The sequence below is a fragment of the Pseudomonas sp. genome (genome assembly GCF_030683065.1).
Taxonomy (GTDB): domain Bacteria; phylum Pseudomonadota; class Gammaproteobacteria; order Pseudomonadales; family Pseudomonadaceae; genus Aquipseudomonas.
Genome location: NZ_JAUXMX010000052.1, coordinates 50,554 through 70,172 on the forward strand (window position 1 = coordinate 50,554; position 19,619 = coordinate 70,172).

11 protein-coding genes and 2 tRNA genes are annotated in these 19,619 nt (G+C 61.6%); 5 read left to right on the forward strand and 8 right to left on the reverse strand.

The genetic code is table 11. The features are described from left to right. Nucleotides 1-123 precede the first annotated feature (123 nt). On the reverse strand, nucleotides 124-1,140 hold the full coding sequence (locus Q8K09_RS17305) for a zinc-dependent alcohol dehydrogenase family protein (protein WP_305256229.1): 1,017 nt from the start codon (nucleotides 1,138-1,140) through the stop codon (nucleotides 124-126). A gap of 261 nt (nucleotides 1,141-1,401) precedes the next feature. Between Q8K09_RS17305 and Q8K09_RS17310 the strand changes: the two genes are divergently transcribed. From Q8K09_RS17310 to Q8K09_RS17330, 5 genes are all read left to right on the forward strand, one after another. Further along, complete coding sequence (locus Q8K09_RS17310; RefSeq protein ID WP_305256230.1) at nucleotides 1,402-2,319, forward strand: LysR substrate-binding domain-containing protein; 918 nt, start codon at nucleotides 1,402-1,404, stop codon at nucleotides 2,317-2,319. A 207-nt stretch (nucleotides 2,320-2,526) separates the two neighbouring features. Continuing rightward, nucleotides 2,527-3,765 carry a multidrug efflux RND transporter periplasmic adaptor subunit MexE gene (gene mexE, locus Q8K09_RS17315; RefSeq protein WP_305256231.1) on the forward strand — a complete coding sequence of 413 codons (1,239 nt, stop codon included), beginning with the start codon at nucleotides 2,527-2,529 and terminating at the stop codon, nucleotides 3,763-3,765. Between the two features lie 76 nt (nucleotides 3,766-3,841). Beyond that, nucleotides 3,842-7,021 carry an efflux RND transporter permease subunit gene (locus Q8K09_RS17320; RefSeq protein WP_305256232.1) on the forward strand — a complete coding sequence of 1,060 codons (3,180 nt, stop codon included), beginning with the start codon at nucleotides 3,842-3,844 and terminating at the stop codon, nucleotides 7,019-7,021. A 363-nt stretch (nucleotides 7,022-7,384) separates the two neighbouring features. Next, complete coding sequence (locus tag Q8K09_RS17325; protein ID WP_305256233.1) at nucleotides 7,385-7,894, forward strand: disulfide bond formation protein B; 510 nt, start codon at nucleotides 7,385-7,387, stop codon at nucleotides 7,892-7,894. A gap of 427 nt (nucleotides 7,895-8,321) precedes the next feature. Beyond that, nucleotides 8,322-9,329: a TRAP transporter substrate-binding protein gene (locus Q8K09_RS17330; protein ID WP_305256234.1), complete on the forward strand. Its 1,008-nt coding sequence runs from the start codon at nucleotides 8,322-8,324 to the stop codon at nucleotides 9,327-9,329. 74 nt (nucleotides 9,330-9,403) lie between these two features. Here the strand turns inward: Q8K09_RS17330 and Q8K09_RS17335 are convergent, their stop codons facing one another. The 7 genes from Q8K09_RS17335 to Q8K09_RS17365 all read right to left on the reverse strand — a co-directional run bounded on the left by Q8K09_RS17335 (nucleotide 9,404) and on the right by Q8K09_RS17365 (nucleotide 19,546). Beyond that, nucleotides 9,404-10,819 carry an efflux transporter outer membrane subunit gene (locus tag Q8K09_RS17335; RefSeq protein ID WP_370869560.1) on the reverse strand — a complete coding sequence of 472 codons (1,416 nt, stop codon included), beginning with the start codon at nucleotides 10,817-10,819 and terminating at the stop codon, nucleotides 9,404-9,406. A gap of 71 nt (nucleotides 10,820-10,890) precedes the next feature. Continuing rightward, nucleotides 10,891-13,998, reverse strand: a complete 3,108-nt coding sequence (locus Q8K09_RS17340) for an efflux RND transporter permease subunit (protein WP_305256235.1) — start codon at nucleotides 13,996-13,998, stop codon at nucleotides 10,891-10,893. A gap of 115 nt (nucleotides 13,999-14,113) precedes the next feature. Continuing rightward, nucleotides 14,114-17,206 (reverse strand): MdtB/MuxB family multidrug efflux RND transporter permease subunit, encoded by a 3,093-nt coding sequence (locus Q8K09_RS17345; RefSeq protein ID WP_305256236.1) that lies wholly within the window; start codon nucleotides 17,204-17,206, stop codon nucleotides 14,114-14,116. Continuing rightward, entirely contained in the window at nucleotides 17,203-18,414 is a 1,212-nt protein-coding gene (locus Q8K09_RS17350) for an MdtA/MuxA family multidrug efflux RND transporter periplasmic adaptor subunit (RefSeq protein WP_305256237.1), read from the reverse strand. The genes Q8K09_RS17345 and Q8K09_RS17350 overlap by 4 nt, the downstream gene beginning before the upstream one ends. 156 nt (nucleotides 18,415-18,570) lie before the next feature. Further along, a complete protein-coding gene (gene tpx / locus Q8K09_RS17355) occupies nucleotides 18,571-19,071 on the reverse strand; it encodes a thiol peroxidase (protein WP_305256238.1) in 501 nt (166 codons plus the stop codon). 305 nt (nucleotides 19,072-19,376) lie between these two features. Then, nucleotides 19,377-19,452, reverse strand: a tRNA-Gly gene (locus Q8K09_RS17360). Nucleotides 19,453-19,470: 18 nt separating this feature from the next. After that, nucleotides 19,471-19,546 (reverse strand) — tRNA-Glu (locus tag Q8K09_RS17365). Between the last annotated feature and the right edge of the window lie 73 nt (nucleotides 19,547-19,619).

Sequence of the window (19,619 nt, forward strand, 5' to 3'; positions counted from 1 at the left end):
TGATCCGCAGGTTTCACTCGCCGCAGCCAGTTCACCACGCACAACGAGGGCAACGCAGATCCGCCGAGGTCTCGCTACGCTCCGGCCGAACCAGTGATGCGTTGGCGGTTATCCTGCAACCGCTCAGGGCAGAACCAGCGCTACTCGACCACGTTTCGGGCAGGTTTCCATGTACTGGTGGGCTGCGATGAAGTCAGCAAAGGCAAACACCTTATCGATGACCGGTGTGAGCAAGTGGTCTGCGGTCAACTGGTTAATGTGCTGCAAGGCACGTTGCACCGCCTCACGGTTGGGCTCAATACCCAGTTCAGGGTGACCGGTGAAATCGAGCACGCAGTGGCGAAAAAGCTGCATGTGCTTCTTGAACGCAGCGCACGCCGGAAATGCCGTGTCGTTGCCACCGTTGACGCCACACATGATCAGCTTGGCGCGTGGCGCGGCAACATCGCCGAGCAACTTCATCTGCTGCCCGGCGCACTGATCGAGGATCACCTCGACCCCTTTGCCACCGGTATAGCGTTCGATTTCCAGAACCAGATCCTGCTCTTCGGTGACCACCACCTTGTCGGCGCCCAACTCACGCAGAAACTCACGGTTACCCGCGTCGCTGGTCGAGGCGATGACCGTGGCACCCAGCGCCTTGGCCAGTTGCACGGTCTGCGGCGCCAGGCAGTGGCTGGCCTCGGTGATCAGCACATGCTGGCCAGGCTGTAGCCTGGACAGATCGACCAGAGCGAAATAGGCGAACAACAAGGCGGTGTAGTGCACGCTGGCTTGCAGTGGCGACAACAGCTCTGGGTATCGGGTCAGGGCTGAACGCGGCATCAGCACCACATCGCCCCAGGTCGGGTAACGATTGGCCGTACCAGCCGGAAAACTGGCGACCGGCGTACCGATATCAAGATCGTCGATACCCTCGCCAAGGGCTTCGATGGTGCCGGCCAATTCGCAGCCCATGCCTGCAGGCAAACTGGCCTGCTCGGCCGCCAGGTTCTGCCGCCACAGCACATCATTCCAACTCAGCCCTACGGCCTGGACGCGCACCAGTACCTCGCCAGGACCAGGTGTAGGAGTGGGCACCTCTTCATAGCGAAGAACATCAGCGGCGCCGAATTTATGGAAACGGATCATGTGGGACATCGTTACCTCAAACTCTGATCACGAATTGACACTTCAATGACTGTGGACTCTATCCGCTGATGTCCGGCAACACCACCCGCAGCCATTGATAGTTGTCATGCCTGGCAGTGATTGCCGGCTTTCCTTCTCGGCACTGCAGCTCGTACTATTGCTCGGCGAAGGCCGTGACGGGCAACGAATTACTGCTGGAAAGTAATGGCAGAACCCGCTGCATGCCACGCCTGATCGCATCAAGGCCGCTTCACTTCGAATGGTAACCGGATGAACCGTAACGACTTGCGCCGCCTCGATCTCAATCTGTTGATCGTCTTCGAGACATTGATGCACGAGCGCAGCGTGACCCGCGCGGCGGAGAAACTGTTTCTCGGCCAGCCGGCAATCAGCGCCGCCCTTTCACGCCTGCGCAGCCTGTTTGACGACCCGTTGTTCGTGCGCACCGGCCGCAGCATGGAACCGACCGCCCGTGCCCAGGAGATTTTCGTCCTGCTCTCGCCGGCGCTTGACTCGATCTCCACGGCAGTCAGTCGCGCCGCTGACTTCGATCCCGCGACCAGTACCGCGGTGTTTCGTGTCGGCCTCTCGGATGACGTCGAGTTCGCCCTGCTGCCTGCCCTGCTCCGGCGCCTGCGCGCCGAGGCGCCCGGAGTGGTGCTGGTGGTACGCCGGGCCAACTACCTGTTGATGCCCAACCTGCTGGCCTCCGGCGAAATCTCGGTAGGCGTCAGCTACACCGAAGAATTGCCGGCCAACGCCAAGCGCAAGACCCTGCGCCGCAGCAAGGCCAAGCTGCTGCGCGCCGACTCGGTGCCGGGCGCCCTGAGCGTCGATGATTACTGCGCCCGGCCGCATGCGCTGGTGTCCTTTGCGGGCGACCTCAACGGTTTTATCGACGATCAACTGCTGCAAATGGGCCGTAGTCGCAAAGTGGTGCTGGCAGTGCCACAGTTCAACGGCCTGGGAACCCTGCTGGCCGGTACCGACCTGCTCTCGGTGGTGCCGGACTACACCGCTGCCGCCCTGGCCGCTGCTGGCGGTTTGCGCGCCGAGGACTTGCCCTTCGAGACGCGCAGCTTCGAGATGTCCATGGCCTGGCGCGGCGCCCAGGACAACGACCCTGCCGAGCGCTGGTTACGCTCGCGGATCCAGATGTTTTGCGGCGACCCGGATAGCCTCAGCTGAGCCGATGCGGCCCGAGCGCAGGCCTGCATCATCGTTGCCTGCTGACCAAGCGCCTCCTGACGCTGCGTCATCGCTATCGCGTGCTATCGATATAAGCGGCCCATTCATCATTACCAGTGATAGTCATCTTCACATCGTTCGATTCGTCCGCCGCCCAGTCACCCAGCAAACTCCGCCGATCCACAACACCCTCTGGCGGAATCATCGATGGACCAGCCCAACAACCCTGTCTGGCAGTTGCCTGTGGCCCTTGCAGCTGTATTGCTGCTCAGCGCCTGCGGCGAGGCCTCGGATGCGATGCAGTCAATGCCCGCGGCGCAAGTCAGCGTTGCTGAAGTCATTGAGCAACCGATCAATGAATGGGACGAGTTCACCGGGCGCCTCGAGGCACCGGAGTCGGTAGATGTACGGCCAAGGGTGTCTGGCTTTATCGACCGCGTCGCTTTTTATGAGGGCAGCCTGGTAAAAAAAGGTGACCTGCTGTTCCAGCTCGACCCTCGGCCGTTCCAGGCCGAGGTCAAGCGTCTAGAAGCCCAGTTGCAACAGGCTCGTGCCAGCCAGGCCCGCACAATCAGTGAAGCGCGCCGCGGTGAACGTCTGCGCAAGAGCAATGCGATTTCCGCAGAGCTGGCTGACGCTCGCGCCAGCGCTGCTCAGGAAGCCCAGGCGGTGGTCGCCGGCATTCAGGCAGAGCTGGACAATGCTCGCCTCAACCTCAGCTTCACTCGGATCAGCGCGCCCATTGACGGCCGCGTCAGCCGTGCCGAAGTCACTGCCGGCAACCTGGTCACCGCAGGGCAAAGCCTACTCACCACCCTGGTCAGCACCGGTAAGGTCTTCGCCTACTTCGATGCCGACGAGCGAGTCTTTCTCAAGTACGTTGAACTGGCGCGCCAGTCCGGCGCGCAACTCCGTGACGCCAGCCCGGTCTACCTGGGCCTGTCCAGCGAAGAGGGGCACCCGCACCTGGGCACGCTGGACTTTCTCGACAACCAGGTTAACCCGCAGACCGGCACCATCCGTGGCCGCGCGGTCTTCGATGACGCCGAGGGCCGCTTCACTCCGGGCCTCTATGCACGACTAAAACTGGTCGGCAGCAGCCAGTACGCCGCTACGTTGATCAAGGATGAAGCGGTCGGCACGGATCTCGGCAAGAAGTTCGTCCTGGTGCTCGATAAGGACAACGCCGTGCAGTACCGCGCCGTCGAGCTGGGGCCGAAGCTGGAAGGCCTGCGCATCGTGCGTCAGGGCCTCTCCAAGGGCGAGAAGATCGTGGTCAACGGTCTGCAGCGTGCCTTCCCCGGTTCCACGGTTGATCCGCAAAGCGTACCCATGGCCGACGCAGCCACCCTCGCCCAACTGGCCCGCCTGCGCCAATCCGTGGCGGATCACGACGCCCCACGCCTGGCCGAACAGAACGCCAAAAGCGGCACGCCGCGCAGCTGATAACGCCTTGGTGCGCGCAGCGCACCCTACCCGACCGTAGGGTGCGCCGTGCGCACCAGCGTCCGAGGACCGTCCAATGAATTTCTCGCAATTCTTTATCCAGCGGCCAATCTTCGCCGCCGTGTTGTCACTGCTGATCCTGATCGGCGGTGCCATCTCGCTGTTTCAGTTGCCGATCAGCGAATACCCGGAAGTGGTGCCGCCCACCGTGGTGGTCCGCGCCACCTTCCCCGGGGCCAACCCCAAGGTGATCGGCGAAACCGTCGCCTCGCCCTTGGAACAGGCGATTACCGGCGTGGAAGGCATGCTCTATATGTCGTCCCAGGGCACTGCCGACGGCAAGATGACCCTGACCCTGACGTTCGCCCTGGGTACCGATCTGGACAAAGCCCAGGTACAGGTGCAAAACCGCGTGACCCGCACCATGCCAACGCTGCCCACTGAAGTGCAGCGCCTCGGCGTGACCGTAGACAAGGCTTCGCCCGACCTGACCATGGTGGTACACCTGACCTCGCCGGACGACCGCTACGACATGCTCTATCTGTCCAACTACGCCGCGCTCAACATCAAGGATGAGCTGGCGCGCCTGGACGGCATCGGCGATGTGCAACTGTTCGGCCTCGGCAACTACTCGCTGCGCGTGTGGCTCGATCCGCACAAGGTGGCCTCGCGAAACCTCACTGCAACCGACGTGGTCGAGGCCATCCGCGAGCAGAACCGTCAGGTCGCCGCTGGTTCCTTGGGCGCACCACCCTCGGATGCGGGCAACAGCTTCCAGTTATCGATCAACACCCAGGGCCGCCTGGTTACTGATGAAGAGTTTGAAAACATCATCATCCGCGCCGGTGAAAATGGCCAGATCACTCGCCTGAAAGACATCGCACGGATCGAGCTGGGCTCCAGCCAGTACGCCCTGCGCTCGCTGCTGAACAACAAGCCGGCGGTGGCTATTCCGGTATTCCAGCGCCCCGGCTCAAACGCCATCGAGATTTCCGACGCAGTGCGTGAACGCATGGCCGAGCTGAAGCAGAGTTTCCCGCAAGGGGTGGATTTTGAGATCGTCTACGATCCAACCATCTTTGTCCGCGGCTCGATCGAAGCGGTGGTGCACACCCTGCTCGAAGCCATCGTACTGGTGGTGCTGGTGGTGATTGTGTTCCTGCAGACCTGGCGCGCATCAATCATTCCCCTGGTAGCAGTACCGGTTTCGCTAATCGGCACCTTTGCCGTGATGCATATGCTCGGCTTCTCGCTCAACGCGCTGTCGTTGTTTGGCCTGGTGCTGGCGATCGGCATCGTGGTGGACGACGCAATCGTCGTTGTGGAAAACGTCGAACGCAATATCGGCCTGGGCAAAACTCCGCTGGAAGCCACCAAACAGGCAATGAAGGAAGTCACCGGGCCCATCGTCGCCACGGCCCTGGTGCTGTGTGCGGTGTTTATCCCCACGGCCTTTATCTCCGGGCTTAGCGGGCAGTTTTATCAGCAGTTCGCCCTGACCATTGCCATCTCCACGGTAATCTCGGCGATCAACTCGCTGACCCTGTCCCCAGCCTTGGCCGCCGTGCTGCTGAAAAGCCATGACGCGCCGAAGGATCGTTTCTCCAAACTGCTCGACCAGCTGTTCGGCGGCTGGTTGTTCACACCGTTTAACCGGATGTTCGACCGCGCCAGCCATGGCTATGTCGGCACCGTGAAACGCGTGCTGCGCGGCAGCGGTATCGCCCTGTTCGTCTACGCCGGCTTGATGGGCCTGACCTACCTGGGTTTTGCCACGACGCCCACGGGATTTGTACCCGCGCAGGATAAACAATACCTGGTGGCTTTTGCCCAACTGCCCGACGCGGCAACCCTGGATCGCACCGAAGATGTGATCAAACAAATGTCGGCAATCGCCGGCAAGCACCCCGGCGTGGCCAACACCGTGGCCTTCCCCGGCCTGTCGATCAACGGCTTCACCAACAGCCCGAACAGCGGCATCGTCTTCACCCCGCTCAAACCTTTCGACGAGCGCAGTGATCCATCGATGAGCGCCACCGCCATCGCCGCTGAGTTGAACGCGCAATTCAGCCAGATTCAGGACGCCTATATCGCCATCTTCCCGCCACCACCGGTGCAGGGGTTGGGCACCATCGGCGGCTTCCGTCTGCAGGTGCAGGACCGTGGCAACCTCGGCTATGACGAGCTGTACGTACAAACCCAGAACGTCATCGCCAAGGCGCGTCAGCTGCCAGAGCTGGACCCGATGTCGGTGTTCACCAGCTATCAGGTCAACGTGCCGCAGATCGATGCGGATATCGACCGCGAAAAGGCCAAGACCCACGGCGTGGCGATCAGCGACATCTTCGACACCCTGCAGATCTACCTGGGCTCGCTGTACGCCAACGACTTCAACCGCTTTGGCCGTACCTATCAGGTCAATGTGCAGGCCGAGCAGCAGTTCCGCCTGGAGCCGGAGCAGATCGGCCAGCTCAAGGTGCGCAACAACCGGGGCGAAATGGTCCCGCTGTCGGCTTTCCTCAAGGTCAGCGCCAGCTCCGGCACCGACCGTGTGATGCACTACAACGGCTTTCTCACCGCCGAAATCAACGGTGCCGCTGCCCCCGGCTACAGCTCCGGCCAGGCCGAAGCGGCCATCGCCAAGCTGCTCAAGGATGAATTGCCTAACGGCATGAGCTTCGAGTGGACCGACCTGACCTACCAGCAGATCCTCGCCGGTAACAGCGCGCTCTTCGTTTTCCCGCTCTGCGTGCTGCTGGCCTTCCTGGTGCTGGCCGCCCAGTACGAGAGCTGGAGCCTGCCGCTGGCGGTGATCCTGATCGTACCGATGACCCTGCTGTCGGCCATCACCGGGGTAATCCTGGCGGGAGGCGACAACAACATCTTTACCCAGATCGGCTTGATCGTACTGGTGGGATTGGCCTGCAAGAACGCCATCCTGATCGTCGAGTTCGCCAAGGAGAAACAGGAAGAAGGCATGGACCGCGTCAGTGCAGTACTGGAAGCCTGCCGCCTGCGTCTGCGGCCGATCCTGATGACCAGCTTCGCCTTCATTATGGGTGTGGTGCCGCTGGTATTGTCTTCCGGTGCCGGCGCGGAAATGCGCCATGCCATGGGCGTCGCGGTATTTTCCGGGATGCTCGGCGTTACCTTCTTCGGCCTGCTGCTGACCCCGCTGTTCTACGTGCTGATCCGCGCTTTCGTGGAGAAACGCGAAGCGCAGAAGGTGGCGCGCTTGCAGGAGCTGCATAGATGAAGACCTTTGCTGCCAACGCCCTCGCTTTGCCGCAAGTTCGATGACTCCGTCCTCGACCAACGGGGGCAACAGTGCCTCCTGCAACATTCAGGGCGGCGACTGGCAGCCTAGCGCCTAAGGTCGAGGTTTTACCCGGTTGGCCTTGCCAACCCATTCCCGCCCCACGGCAGTTGCTCCTTGCCGTGGGGTTTTTTTTGAAACAAACGAGGCCGACTTCTTTTACGCTAGCGGCTTGATTGCACCTTATGGCTTCAGCCTGCACCATAGCCTGGCCACAGCACTGCGGCAGTGCATCAGCGCGCCTGATAGCGCCACTACTAGGCAGCTGTTTCAGGCAATTACCCGCTCCCCACGGAATTTCACATGACCCGCCACACATCCACTATCGCGCTGCTCTCGATCATTAGTGTTGCCTGTTTTGCCATGCTCGGCGGTGCGTTGCTCTTGCAGCATCTGTTCGCCTGGGAACCTTGCACCCTCTGCGTGCAAATTCGCTTGTGGCTGTTGCTGGGCGGCACGCTCAGCCTGCTGCTGATCGCTGCCGAGCGCGCCGGGCAGCGCTGGCTGAGCTTTATACTCTGGCCGTTACTGTTCGCGGCGGGGTTTATGGCGGTATTCGACAATACCCATCTGGTGCTGATCGAGACCGGCGTCATAGAAAGCTCCAGCTGCTCGCCCTTCCCTTTTTATGCCTTCTACCTGCCCCTGCACGAGTACCTGCCTGAGGTGTTCATGAGCGCCGGCGTTTGCGGGCAAAACGACTACACCATCCTCGGCGTGCCCTTCACCAACTGGACGCTGTTGAGCGTAACGCTGCTGTTTACCTTCATGCTGTATGTAGCTTGGCGGGCGATTGGCAAATCCGCCGACTAGCTGCACGCTCAACCCTGGCTTGCCGCAGGCACTATTGGCGCTAGCTGCTGTGCCGCTTCGAGTAGCGCCGCGCTGATGAAATATTAAGCCGCTGCCTGCCGTTGCGGCGGCGTCATTGGTCAATGCCGGCGCATAGCCGGCAGGCGGCCCACACATGCCTACGCGAGGTGATCGCTGCTGACGCACTAGCCTGGCGAAAACCAGCGAACATCCGCCTATCGGCACTTCATCAATGGCGAAAAGCCGCCACCCAATGCGAACAGGATCACATCCCTCGCTCGACGTTTGCAGGGCTGCACTGTGCACGCCCCGCTGGCACAGGCATTGCCATACAGTCACTGCAGCCTTTCGCCACCCAACCACGGCTGCACTCTTGCGGGCAGTTGCCTGGCCGTGCAGACCGACCAATAAAAACAAAGGACATCAAATGTTCAAGCCGATCTTCGCCCTGGCCGCTAGCGCCCTGGCATTAGCCTCTGCCTGCGCGTATGGCGCGCCAGCCCAAGGCCCCATCCTGATCAAGTTTGCCCATGTGGTCGCCGACAATACGCCCAAGGGCCAGGGCGCCCTACTGTTCAAAAAGCTGGTGGAGGAGCGCTTGGGCGGCAAGGTAATTGTCGAGGTCTATCCGAACTCCACGCTGTTTGGCGACGCCAATGAGCTGGAGGCTTTGATTAAAAACGAGGTGCAGTTGCTGGCACCGTCACTGGCCAAGTTCGAGAACTACACCAACAAACTGCAGGTATTTGACCTGCCCTTTCTGTTTGATGATCTGGACGCCGTCAACCGCTTTCAGAAACGCGCCAAGGGCCGTCAACTGCTGCGCTCGATGGAAGATCACAACATTGTCGGCCTGGCCTATTGGCACAACGGCATGAAGCAACTCTCGGCAACCAAAGCCTTGCAGTCACCTGCCGATGCAAACGGTTTGAAGTTTCGCATTCAACCTTCAACCGTGCTTGATGCACAGTTCAAGCAGCTGGGCGCCACCCCGATTGTGATGCCGTTTGCCGAGGTGTTTGACGCGCTGAAAGACGGCACGGTACAGGGCGCTGAAAATCCCTGGTCGAACATCCACAGCAAGCAGTTGCATACCGTGCAGCCCTACATCACCGAAACCAATCATGGTGTGCTCGACTACATGCTGGTGAGCAATTCACGCTTCTGGTACACCATCCCCCATCTTATTCGCACCGAATTAGAAGGCATCATCGATACGGTGACCTATGAGGTCAATCGCCAGGCCGAAGCCGCCAACCAGGCCGACCGCGAGCGCATCGCAGCAGCCAGCGGCACCCAGGTGATCGTCCTCAGCGAGGAGCAGCGCGACGCCTGGCGCAAAGCCATGCAACCGGTGTGGCAACAGTACGAAGGGGCGATCGGCGCTGACGTTATCAAAGCGGCGCAAACGGTTAACCGCAACCAGCGCGACTAGCTACCGGCATAGCCCATAGGGTGCGCCGTGCGCACCAAGCCCCCCTCAGCCTGGACTGGCGCGCACAGCGCACCTTACTGCTGCCAACCGCCACCCAGGGCGGCAATCAGCTGCACACTGGCGGTCAGGCGGCTGCCGAGCAAGGCCAGGTTGCTGCGCTCATTGCTCAGCGCGGTGGCCTGCACGTTGACCACGCTGTTGAAGTCGACGGCGCCAGCACGGTACTGGTTCTCGATCAGGCGCAGGGACTCGCGGGCAGCGTCCAGTGCCTGCTCTTGAAACACCACCTCCTGCTCCAGCACCCGCAGCTGCACCAGGTAGTCTTCTACCTCGCGGAAGCTGTCCAGCACCGCCTGCCGGTATTGCGCGACGGTCTGGTCATAAGCTGCTTCGCTGCGTTCCAATTCGGCGCGGCGTGCGCCGCCATCGAACAGACTAAGCGCCAGTTGTGGGCCGAGTGACCAGAAGCGGTTAGGCAAGCTGACCCAGTCGGCAAAGCTGCTGCCACGGTAGCCGCCAGTGGCGGAAAGGGTCAGGTCCGGGAACCAGGCAGCCTCGGCCACGCCGATCTCGGCATTGGCGGCGATTACCCGACGTTCGGCGGCAGCCACATCCGGGCGGCGTTCCAGCAACTGCGACGGCAGCGCCACAGGAATCTCAGGCAGCGCCGGCAATTGCTCACGCACGGCTAGACTCAACTCGCTCGGCGGCACACCGATCAGCACAGCAATCGCATGTTCCAGTTGAGCACGCTGCCACTTCAAGTCGATGGCCTGGGCTTGGGTGCTTCTCAGCTGAGTCAGCGCCTGGCTGACATCGGACTTGGGCACGATACCAGCGTTGTACTGGTTTTCGGTGAGGCGCAGCGAACGGGCGTATGCAGCCACGGTGGCATCGAGCAGGCGCTGCTGATCATCCAGTACGCGCAGTTGCAGGTAGGTTTGCACCAGTTCGGCCTGCAGGCTGAGCTTGAGCGCGGCCAGATCGGCGGCGCTGGCCTCGAAACCGGCACGGCTGGACTCCAGCGAGCGGCGCAGTTTGCCCCATATATCCAGTTCCCAGGCGGCGTTCAGGCTCAGATCATAGCTGCTGGAGACGCCGCTGCTGTTCGAGTTAGTGGAGCTGGACGCGCTCTGGCTCCCAGCACCCTGTCCGCCCCGGCTGGCCCCGGCGCTGCTCGACACGCTCGGGTAGAACGCCGCTCGCGCGCCACGCACCAAGGCGCGAGCCTGGCGATACTGCGCCTCGCTGGCGGCCAGGTTCTGGTTGGAGACATTCAGGCGCTCGACCAGGGCATTCAACTCGCTGTCGCCATACAACTGCCACCAGCTGCCGCGTTCCAGCACATCACCGGGCTTGGCCTGGGTCCAGCCTTCAATCTGTTTGAACTGTGCCGGGGTTTGTAGCTGCGGGCGCTGATAATCCGGGCCGATGGCGCAGCCGCCTAACAATAAGCTGAGTGTAACCAGCCCTATGTAGGAGCGGGCCATGCCCGCGAATGGCTTCATCACGGCAAAGGTTTCGCGAGCATGGCTCGCTCCTACGGGTAGTGGCAGCAGGGTCATAACGGGATTTCCAAAGCAGCGTCAGTACGCACGCCGCGCCAGCGGTTGACCCGGTGGCGCAGGCGATCGAAATACAGGTAGATCACCGGGGTGGTGTAGAGCGTCAGCAACTGGCTGAGAATCAGCCCGCCGACGATGGTGATGCCCAGCGGCTGGCGCATCTCCGAGCCTTCGGCACTGCCCAGCACTAGCGGCAGGGCGCCGAGGATCGCCGCCAGGGTGGTCATCATGATGGGCCGGAAACGCAGCAAACAGGCGCGACGGATCGACTCCTGCGCACTGAGGTGCTCCTGGCGTTCCAACTGCAGGGCCAGGTCGATCATCAGGATGGCGTTCTTCTTGACGATGCCGATCAGCAGGAACAAGCCGAGCAGCGAGATCAGGCTGAATTCGATGCTCATCAGTTGCAACGCGAGCAAGGCGCCGACCCCTGCCGAAGGCAAGGTTGAAAGGATGGTCAGCGGGTGGATATAACTCTCATAAAGCACACCGAGGACGATATACACCACGACCAGCGCCAGCAGGATCATCCACGGCTGGTTCTGCTGAGTCTGCTGGAAGGCGCCACCCGTGCCACCGAGCATGCCTTGCACCTCGGTCGGCAGGTTGAGCCGCGCGACCGTGCGTTCGATGGCCACACTGGCCTGCTCCAGGCTGACGCCTTCGGCCAGGGCGAAGCCGATATTCTCTGCGGCGAACTGGCCCTGATGGTGCACCCGGTCCTCTTCCAGGCTGCGCTCCCAGCGGGCGAAACTCGACAGTGGCACCCGGGCGCCCGCTGCGCTGATCAACTGGATCTGCTCCAGCGCTTCGGGGTGCTGGGCGTATTGCGGGTTGATCTCCATCACCACGCTGTACTGGTTGAGGCTGTCGTAGATCGTCGACACTTGACGCTGGCTGAAGGCGTTGTTGAGCACACTGGTGATCATGGCCATGTCTATGCCCAGGCGCTTGGCCGCATCGCGGTCGACCAGCAGGCGGATCTGCTGGGTGCCGTCGGCTTCCTTGGCGTCGATATCGGTGAGTTCGGGCAAGGCGCGCAGCGCCTCACGCACAATCGGCAGCCACTGGCGCAGCAGGTCCAGATCGCCGGACAGCAGCATGTATTCGTTCTCTGAACTGCGCCCTTCACGCCCGCCAATCTGCAGGTCCTGATCAGGCATGAGGAACATCCGTCCGCCGGGCACCTTGGGCGCGCTGCGGCGCAGGCGCTCAATCACCTGTTGCGAAGAAACCTTGCGCTCGCTCACCGGCTTCAGGCGCACGATCATAAAGGCGTTGTTGATCCCGCCCGAGCCACCAATAAAGCCCGCCACACTGTCTACCGCCGGGTCGGCCAGTACCGCGCGACGGAAAACCTCCATCTTTGGTTGCATGACCTGGAACGACAGGCCGTTGTCGCCGCGGATCATGCCGATCAGTTGGCCGGTGTCCTGCTGCGGCAAGAAGGTCTTGGGCACGCTGACGAACAGAAACACATTCAGCGCGATGGTCGCCAGCAGGCTGAACAGCATCAGCAAGGGATGCCGTAATGCCCAATCCAGGCTGCGCTGGTACACGCTCAGTACGCGCGTCTGTACACGTGTCCCGATGCGCTGCATGGCATTGGCTGGCTGTTCCAGGTTCTCAGGCTTGAGCCAGCGCGCGCAGAGCATTGGCGTAAGGGTCAGCGAAACCAGCAGGGAGATGACGATGGCCACCGCCAGGGTGATGGAGAATTCATGGAACAAGCGTTCGACGATGCCGCCCATGAATAGAATCGAGACGAACACCGCGACCAGCGACAGGTTCATCGCCAGCAGGGTGAAACCCACCTCGCGCGCGCCCTTGAAGGCGGCGGCCATTGGCGTATCACCGGCCTCGATATGCCGGGTAATGTTCTCCAGCACCACGATGGCATCGTCCACCACCAGGCCGGTGGCGATAATCAGCGCCATCAACGACAGGTTATTCAGCGAAAAACCGAGCAGGTGCATCACCGCAAAGGTGCCAACCAGCGACACCGGCACCGCCAGCGCCGGGATCAGCGCCGCGCGCCAGCGGCCGAGGAAGGCGAACACCACCAAAATCACCAGCGCCACGGCAATCAACAGGGTGTGTTCGGCTTCCTGCAAGGTGGCACGAATCACTGGCGAGCGATCCATTGCCACCTCTACCTTGACGCTGGCCGGGATCACCGCACGCAGCGCCGGCAACAGCTCGCGAATGCCGGCGATGGTTTCGATGATATTGGCCCCGGTCTGGCGGTTGACCACCAGCAGCACGGCCTGCTCGTCATTATAGAAGCCGCTGTTGTAGCGATCCTCTACCCCGTCGCTGACCGTCGCCACATCGCCCAGGCGCACAGCGGCGCCATCCTGGTAGCGGATGATCAGCGGCAGGTAATCGGCGGCTTTCTCCAGCTGATCGCTGGCCTGCACCTGCCAGTGCCGGTCGCCCTGCTCCACCGCACCTTTTGGCCGCTTGGCGTTGGCTGCGGTGATCGCCTGGCGCACCTCGTCCAGGGCGATGCCGTACTGATCGAGCAGGCGCGGTTCCAGGGCCACACGCACTGCCGGCAGCGAACTGCCACCGATGCTCACTTCACCGACGCCGGTCACCTGCGAGAGCTTCTGCGCCAGGATGGTCGACGCCACGTCATACAACTGGCCCTTATCGAGCACCTCGCTGGTCAGCGACAGCACCATGATCGGCGCCTGCGACGGATTGACCTTGCGATAGGTCGGCATCGCACGCATGCCGCTGGGCAACAGTTCACGCGCGGCATTGATCGCCGCCTGCACCTCACGGGCGGCGGCGTTGATGTCCTTGTCCAGATCGAACTGCAGCATGATCCGCGTGTTGCCCTGACTGCTGCGGCTGTTCATCTGGCTGATGCCGGCGATGGTGCCAAGCGAGCGCTCCAGCGGCGTCGCCACGCTCGACGCCATGATCTGCGGGCTGGCGCCGGGCAGGCTGGCCTGTACCGTGATAGTCGGGAAATCCATCTGCGGCAGCGGCGCCACTGGCAACAGGCCGAAGCTGACCCCGCCAAGCAGGAGAATCGCCAGGCTTAGCAGCAGGGTCGCCACCGGCCGGCGAATAAAGGGCGCGGAGAGGTTCATGCTAAAGCTCCCGTAGGAGCCAGCTTGCTGGCGATCCGAAGCAACAGTGCAGCATCACAAGAACACTGATCGCAGGGGCACCGATCGCCGGGTCGCCGGGCCGCAGCAAGCTGGCTCACACCGCCACCCCAGCCGCGCTGCGTCCGGTCAGGCGCCGCGACAGGCGGTCGAAGTACAGGTAGATCACCGGCGTGGTGAACAGCGTCAGCACCTGACTAAGCAGCAGGCCGCCAACCATCACCAGGCCCAGCGGATGGCGCAGTTCGGCGCCGGAGCCCGAAGCCAGCATCAGCGGGATGGCGCCGAATAGCGCGGCCAGGGTGGTCATCAGAATGGGGCGGAAACGCAGCAGCGCCGCCTGATAGATCGCCGCCTCCGGTGCCATGCCCTGGTTGCGTTCGGCGTCGAGGGCAAAGTCGATCATCATGATTGCGTTCTTCTTGACGATACCGATCAACAAAATGATGCCGATGATCGCGATCAGGCCCAGGTCGTTACCGGTCAGCAGCAACGCCAACAGTGCGCCGACCCCAGCCGAGGGCAAGGTCGAGAGGATGGTAATCGGGTGAATGTAGCTCTCATAGAGCACCCCGAGGACGATGTACATGGTGACGATTGCCGCCAGGATCAGTAGCAAGGTGCTCGACAGGGACGCGCGGAAAGCCTCGGCCGCGCCCTGGAACTGGGTCTGCACCCCGCCCGGCAGGCCGATGTCCTGCTGCACCCGTTCGATCACTGCCACCGCCTCGCCGAGGGAAACCCCTTCGGCCAGATTGAATGACAGGGTCGCCGCCGGGAACTGACCGATGTGGTTGATCAGCAGGCTGGCCGCACGCTCGTCAATACGCGCCAGCGACGACAAGGGGACTTGCCCGCCCTCGGCAGTTGCCACATGAATCTGGCGCAGCGCTGCCGGGCCGATGCTGCCGGCGTTCTGGCTTTCCAGCACCACCCGGTATTGGCTGGCCTGGGTATAGATAGTGGATATCTGCCGCTGGCCGAAAGCGTCGTAGAGGGCGTCGTCGATGTCGGCGATGCTCACGCCGAGACGCCCGGCGATGTCCCGGTCGATCTGCAGGAATACCTGCAGGCCACGACTTTGCAGGTCGCTGGCTACATCGCTGAGTTGTGGCTGGTCGCGTAGCGCGGCGACCAGCTTGGGTACCCATTCTTCCAACAGCGCCTGCTCTGGCGACTCCATGCTGAACTGGAACTGGGTGCGACTGACCCGATCCTCGATGGTCAGGTCCTGCACCGGCTGCAAGTACAGTTCGATACCGGTGAGTTTGGCAAGCTCCGGGCGCAGGCGTTCGATGATCTGGCTAGCCGTCACATCGCGCTCGGCATGCGGCTTGAGGTTGATCAACAGACGTCCGCTGTTGAGCGTTGGGTTGTCACCATCCACGCCAATATAGGACGACAGGCTGACCACCGCCGGGTCCTGCAGGATCAAATCGGCCAGGCGTTGCTGGCGCTCGCTCATGGCGCCGAAGGAAATCGACTGCGGCGCCTCGGATATCCCCTGGATCACCCCAGTGTCCTGCACCGGAAAGAAACCTTTGGGCACGGCCAGGTAAAGCAGCACGGTCAGGCCCAGGGTAGCGATGGCCACCAGCAGGGTCAGCGGCTGACGCTTGAGCACCCACTGCAGCCAGATGCCATAGCGCGCAATCATGCCATCGATAAACGCACCGCTGGCCTTGTAGAAGCGCCCCTGCTCCGCCTCCGGTTCATGCTTGAGCAGGCGCGCACACATCATCGGCGTCAGTGTCAGCGAAACCACCAGGGAAATCAGGATCGCCACCGCCAGGGTAATGGCGAACTCGCGGAACAGTCGCCCCACCACGTCGGCCATGAACAACAGCGGGATCAGCACCGCGATCAGCGAGATAGTCAGCGAAATCAGCGTAAAGCCGATCTGCTTGGCGCCCTTTAGCGCAGCATTCATGGGGGTTTCGCCAGCTTCCAGGTGCCGGGCGATGTTTTCCAGCATGACGATCGCGTCGTCGACGACAAATCCGGTGGCGATGGTCAGGGCCATCAAGGTCAGGTTGTTGATGGTAAAGCCGGCCAGGTACATCACGCCGAACGTACCGACCAGCGACAATGGCACGACGATCGACGGGATAATCGTTGCCGAGAGCTTGCGCAGGAACAGGAAGGTCACCAGCACTACCAGTAACACGGCCAGCAGCAACTCGTGCTGCACATCACGCACTGCAGCGCGAATGGTCTGGGTACGGTCAGTCAGCACGCTGACCTCGACACTGGCCGGCAAGCCTTCGGTGAGGCTGGGCAGTAAGGCCTGGATGCTATCGACCACCTCGATCACATTGGCACCGGGCTGACGCTGGACATTCACCAGCACCGCCTCGTTACGGTTGGCCCACGCCGCCAGGCGATTATTTTCCGCACCGTCGACTATTTCGGCAACATCCTTCAGGCGCAGCGCCGCGCCGTCCTGGTAACTCAAGATCAGCTCGCGGTATTCGTCCGGCGATTTCAGCTGGTCGTTGGCATCCAGTTGCGAGACCCGGGTCGGCCCATCGAAGTTGCCTTTCGGTTGGTTGACGTTGCTCGCGGTGATCAGGCTGCGCACATCGGAAAGGTTCAAGCCATAGGCGGCCAGAGCTTGTGGATTAACCCGGATACGCACCGCTGGGCGCTGGCCACCAGCCAGGGTGACCAGGCCGACGCCGCTGGTTTGCGCCAGTTTTTGCGCCAGGCGGGTGTCGACCAAGTCGAATACCTGCGGCAACGGCAGCGTGTCAGAACGAATCGCCAGGGTCAGCACCGGGGTATCCGCCGGATTGACCTTGTTGTACACCGGCGGCGCCGGTAGATCGCCGGGCAGCAGGTTACTCGCCCCGTTGATTGCCGCCTGCACTTCCTGCTCGGCGACATCCAGCTTTACGTCCAGATTGAAGCGCAGGGTAATTACCGAGGCGCCGCCGGAACTGGTCGAGGACATCTGTTTCAAGCCCGCCATCTGGCCAAACTGGCGCTCCAGCGGCGCGGTCACCGCACTGGTCATCACATCCGGGCTGGCACCGGGATAGAGGGTCATGACACGAATGGTCGGATAGTCGACTTCCGGTAGCGCCGACACCGGCAGAATACGGTAGGCAATCAGACCACTAAGGAAGATTGCCAACATGATCAGGGTGGTGGCGACCGGGCGCAGGATGAACAGGCGGGAGGCATTCATGCGTCTTTAGGTATCCGCGCTTCAGCTTGCTTGATGGTCGGCACCCGGCCTTCGCCAACCACCTCGACGGCGCTGCCGTCACGCAAACGGTCGGTGCCCTCCAATACCAGGCGCTCGCCCACAGCGACACCCTCCTCAATCAATGTCACCTCACCATTGCTCGGCCCTGCCGCGACCGGGCGCACCTGCACCTTATCTTGCTCGTCGATCACATAGACGAAGGTACCACTCGAGCCAAACTGCAAGGCCGCAGCAGGAATCAGCAGGGCCTCCTCGCGGGTTTCTACCAGGAGACGGACATTGACGAATTGATTGGGAAACAGCAGCTCTTCGGCATTCTCGAAGCGCGCCTTGAGCTTGACCGTGCCGGTAGCGGTATCAATCAGGTTATCCAGGCTGTCGAGTTGCCCTTCGGCCAGCTTGAGTTTCTCGCTACGGTCCCAGGCTTCGACGCGCAAGGCCTGCCCCGCCCTGAAATGACGCAGCACCGCCGGCAACTCGGCCTCAGGCAGAGTAAACATCAGGGAAATCGGCAAGGTTTGGGTAATCACCACCAACGGCAGTGCATCACCAGAGTTGACCAGGTTGCCGAGATCCACCTGACGAAGACCGAGACGCCCGCTGATCGGTGCACGCACTTGAGTAAAGTCGAGGTTCAGGCGTGCTTCAGCCACTGCGCCCTGATTACTTTTCAGGGTGCCACGGTATTGATTGACTAGGGCCTGCTGGGTGTCGAGGGTCTGTTTGGCAATCGAGTCTTCGGCGTACAGGCCGCGGTAGCGAGCCAGATCGGACTCGGCATTCTGCAGCTGTGCCTGATTCTCCTGCTGCGCCCCCAGGGCTTGCTGCAGGGCCACTTCATATGGCCGTGGGTCGATCACCGCGAGCAAATCGCCAGCTTTGACTCGCTGGCCATCCTCGAACAGCAGCTTGACCAGCTCGCCTTCCACCCGGCCACGCACATTGACCGTATTGTAGGCGGTCACGGTGCCCAGGGCTTTCAGCTCAACCGGGAAATCGCCTTGCGTGACAGTCGCCACCCGCACCGGCACCGGCCCGCCATCGCGCCAACGACCACCAGCGGGGGCCTGCGGCTTACCGGGCCAGAACCACCAGATCAGCACGAGCAGCAGCGCCAATAGAATCAGGCCAATCAGCCATTGGCGTGACTGCTTGGAGGTACGGGGTAGTGCAGTTGTGTCAGGCATGGCGGGGTCACTTCCTTGGAGTGACTGAACGATAAGCAGTATCAGACGTGAAGCAAAGCCTCTTTACCGGCTATTTACCTACAGCTGACGCAGCTAAGCCACTGAGACACAAATGAAAACGGCCTCCAATGGAGGCCGTCGGGTATTGCCGGGGTATTACTTGAGCACAGTCAGCGCAGACTCGTAGCTCGGCTCGTCACCGATCTCGGCAACCAGTTCGCTGTGCAGGACCTTGTCGTGTTCATCCAGCACCACCACTGCACGGGCAGCGAGGCCCGTCAGCGGGCCATCGGCGATGGCTACACCGTAGCTGCTGAGAAAATCGGCGCCGCGCATGGTCGATAGGTTGATCACGTTATCCAAGCCTTCGGCACCGCAGAAACGCGCCTGAGCGAACGGCAGGTCGGCGGAAATGCATAGCACCACAGTGTTATCCAGCTGGCTGGCACTGGCGTTGAACGTGCGTACCGAGGTCGCGCAGGTCGGGGTATCTACGCTAGGGAAAATATTCAGTACTTTGCGCTTGCCTGACAGGCTAGCCAGGCTGACATCGGCCAGATCAGTGCCCACCAGGCTGAACGCCGGTGCTTGTTGGCCGACCTGAGGCAGCTGACCATCTACGTGTACCGGGGTGCCGTGCAGGGTTACTTGAGCCATCGGAAGTGTCCTCTGTGGGGGGGGGATGTAAGCGAAAAATCAGTCAAGAGTTAAACATGACGTCGATACAAAAGGCTAATGCACCTGTCAGGTGTTGCATACGCTTAATATGAAGATGGGATCACAGGATGCTATACGCTAGCCGGCATACTGCCCGGGATGCCTGCGAACGCCAACTGCAGTGCTGCGCAACATGAAAAGTGGCCCAAGCAAAAAGCCCGCACGGCATTACCGGCGGGCTTTTCTTGTGCGACACGTACTGCAGACACAAAAACGCCGCTCAGTGAGCGGCGTTTTTGTTTATTTGGAGCGGGAAACGAGACTCGAACTCGCGACCCCGACCTTGGCAAGGTCGTGCTCTACCAACTGAGCTATTCCCGCGGTGTATCTACAACAAAATGGCGTCCCCTAGGGGACTCGAACCCCTGTTACCGCCGTGAAAGGGCGGTGTCCTAGGCCACTAGACGAAGGGGACCTGGAACTTATTGCTTCAACCGGTTGGTTACCGGATGACTCGAACAGCGCTGTAAGGCGCTACTGGAAAACTG

Bases quoted from the DNA above. Each gene is read 5' to 3' on its own strand.
- tpx (WP_305256238.1), bottom strand. From the start codon at position 19,071: ATGGCTCAAGTAACCCTGCACGGCACCCCGGTACACGTAGATGGTCAG.
- Q8K09_RS17335 (WP_370869560.1), bottom strand. From the start codon at position 10,819: ATGGCCCGCTCCTACATAGGGCTGGTTACACTCAGCTTATTGTTAGGC.
- Q8K09_RS17340 (WP_305256235.1), bottom strand. From the start codon at position 13,998: ATGAACCTCTCCGCGCCCTTTATTCGCCGGCCGGTGGCGACCCTGCTG.
- Q8K09_RS17345 (WP_305256236.1), bottom strand. From the start codon at position 17,206: ATGAATGCCTCCCGCCTGTTCATCCTGCGCCCGGTCGCCACCACCCTG.
- mexE (WP_305256231.1), top strand. From the start codon at position 2,527: ATGGACCAGCCCAACAACCCTGTCTGGCAGTTGCCTGTGGCCCTTGCA.
- Q8K09_RS17350 (WP_305256237.1), bottom strand. From the start codon at position 18,414: ATGCCTGACACAACTGCACTACCCCGTACCTCCAAGCAGTCACGCCAA.
- Q8K09_RS17330 (WP_305256234.1), top strand. From the start codon at position 8,322: ATGTTCAAGCCGATCTTCGCCCTGGCCGCTAGCGCCCTGGCATTAGCC.
- Q8K09_RS17320 (WP_305256232.1), top strand. From the start codon at position 3,842: ATGAATTTCTCGCAATTCTTTATCCAGCGGCCAATCTTCGCCGCCGTG.
- Q8K09_RS17305 (WP_305256229.1), bottom strand. From the start codon at position 1,140: ATGTCCCACATGATCCGTTTCCATAAATTCGGCGCCGCTGATGTTCTT.
- Q8K09_RS17325 (WP_305256233.1), top strand. From the start codon at position 7,385: ATGACCCGCCACACATCCACTATCGCGCTGCTCTCGATCATTAGTGTT.
- Q8K09_RS17310 (WP_305256230.1), top strand. From the start codon at position 1,402: ATGAACCGTAACGACTTGCGCCGCCTCGATCTCAATCTGTTGATCGTC.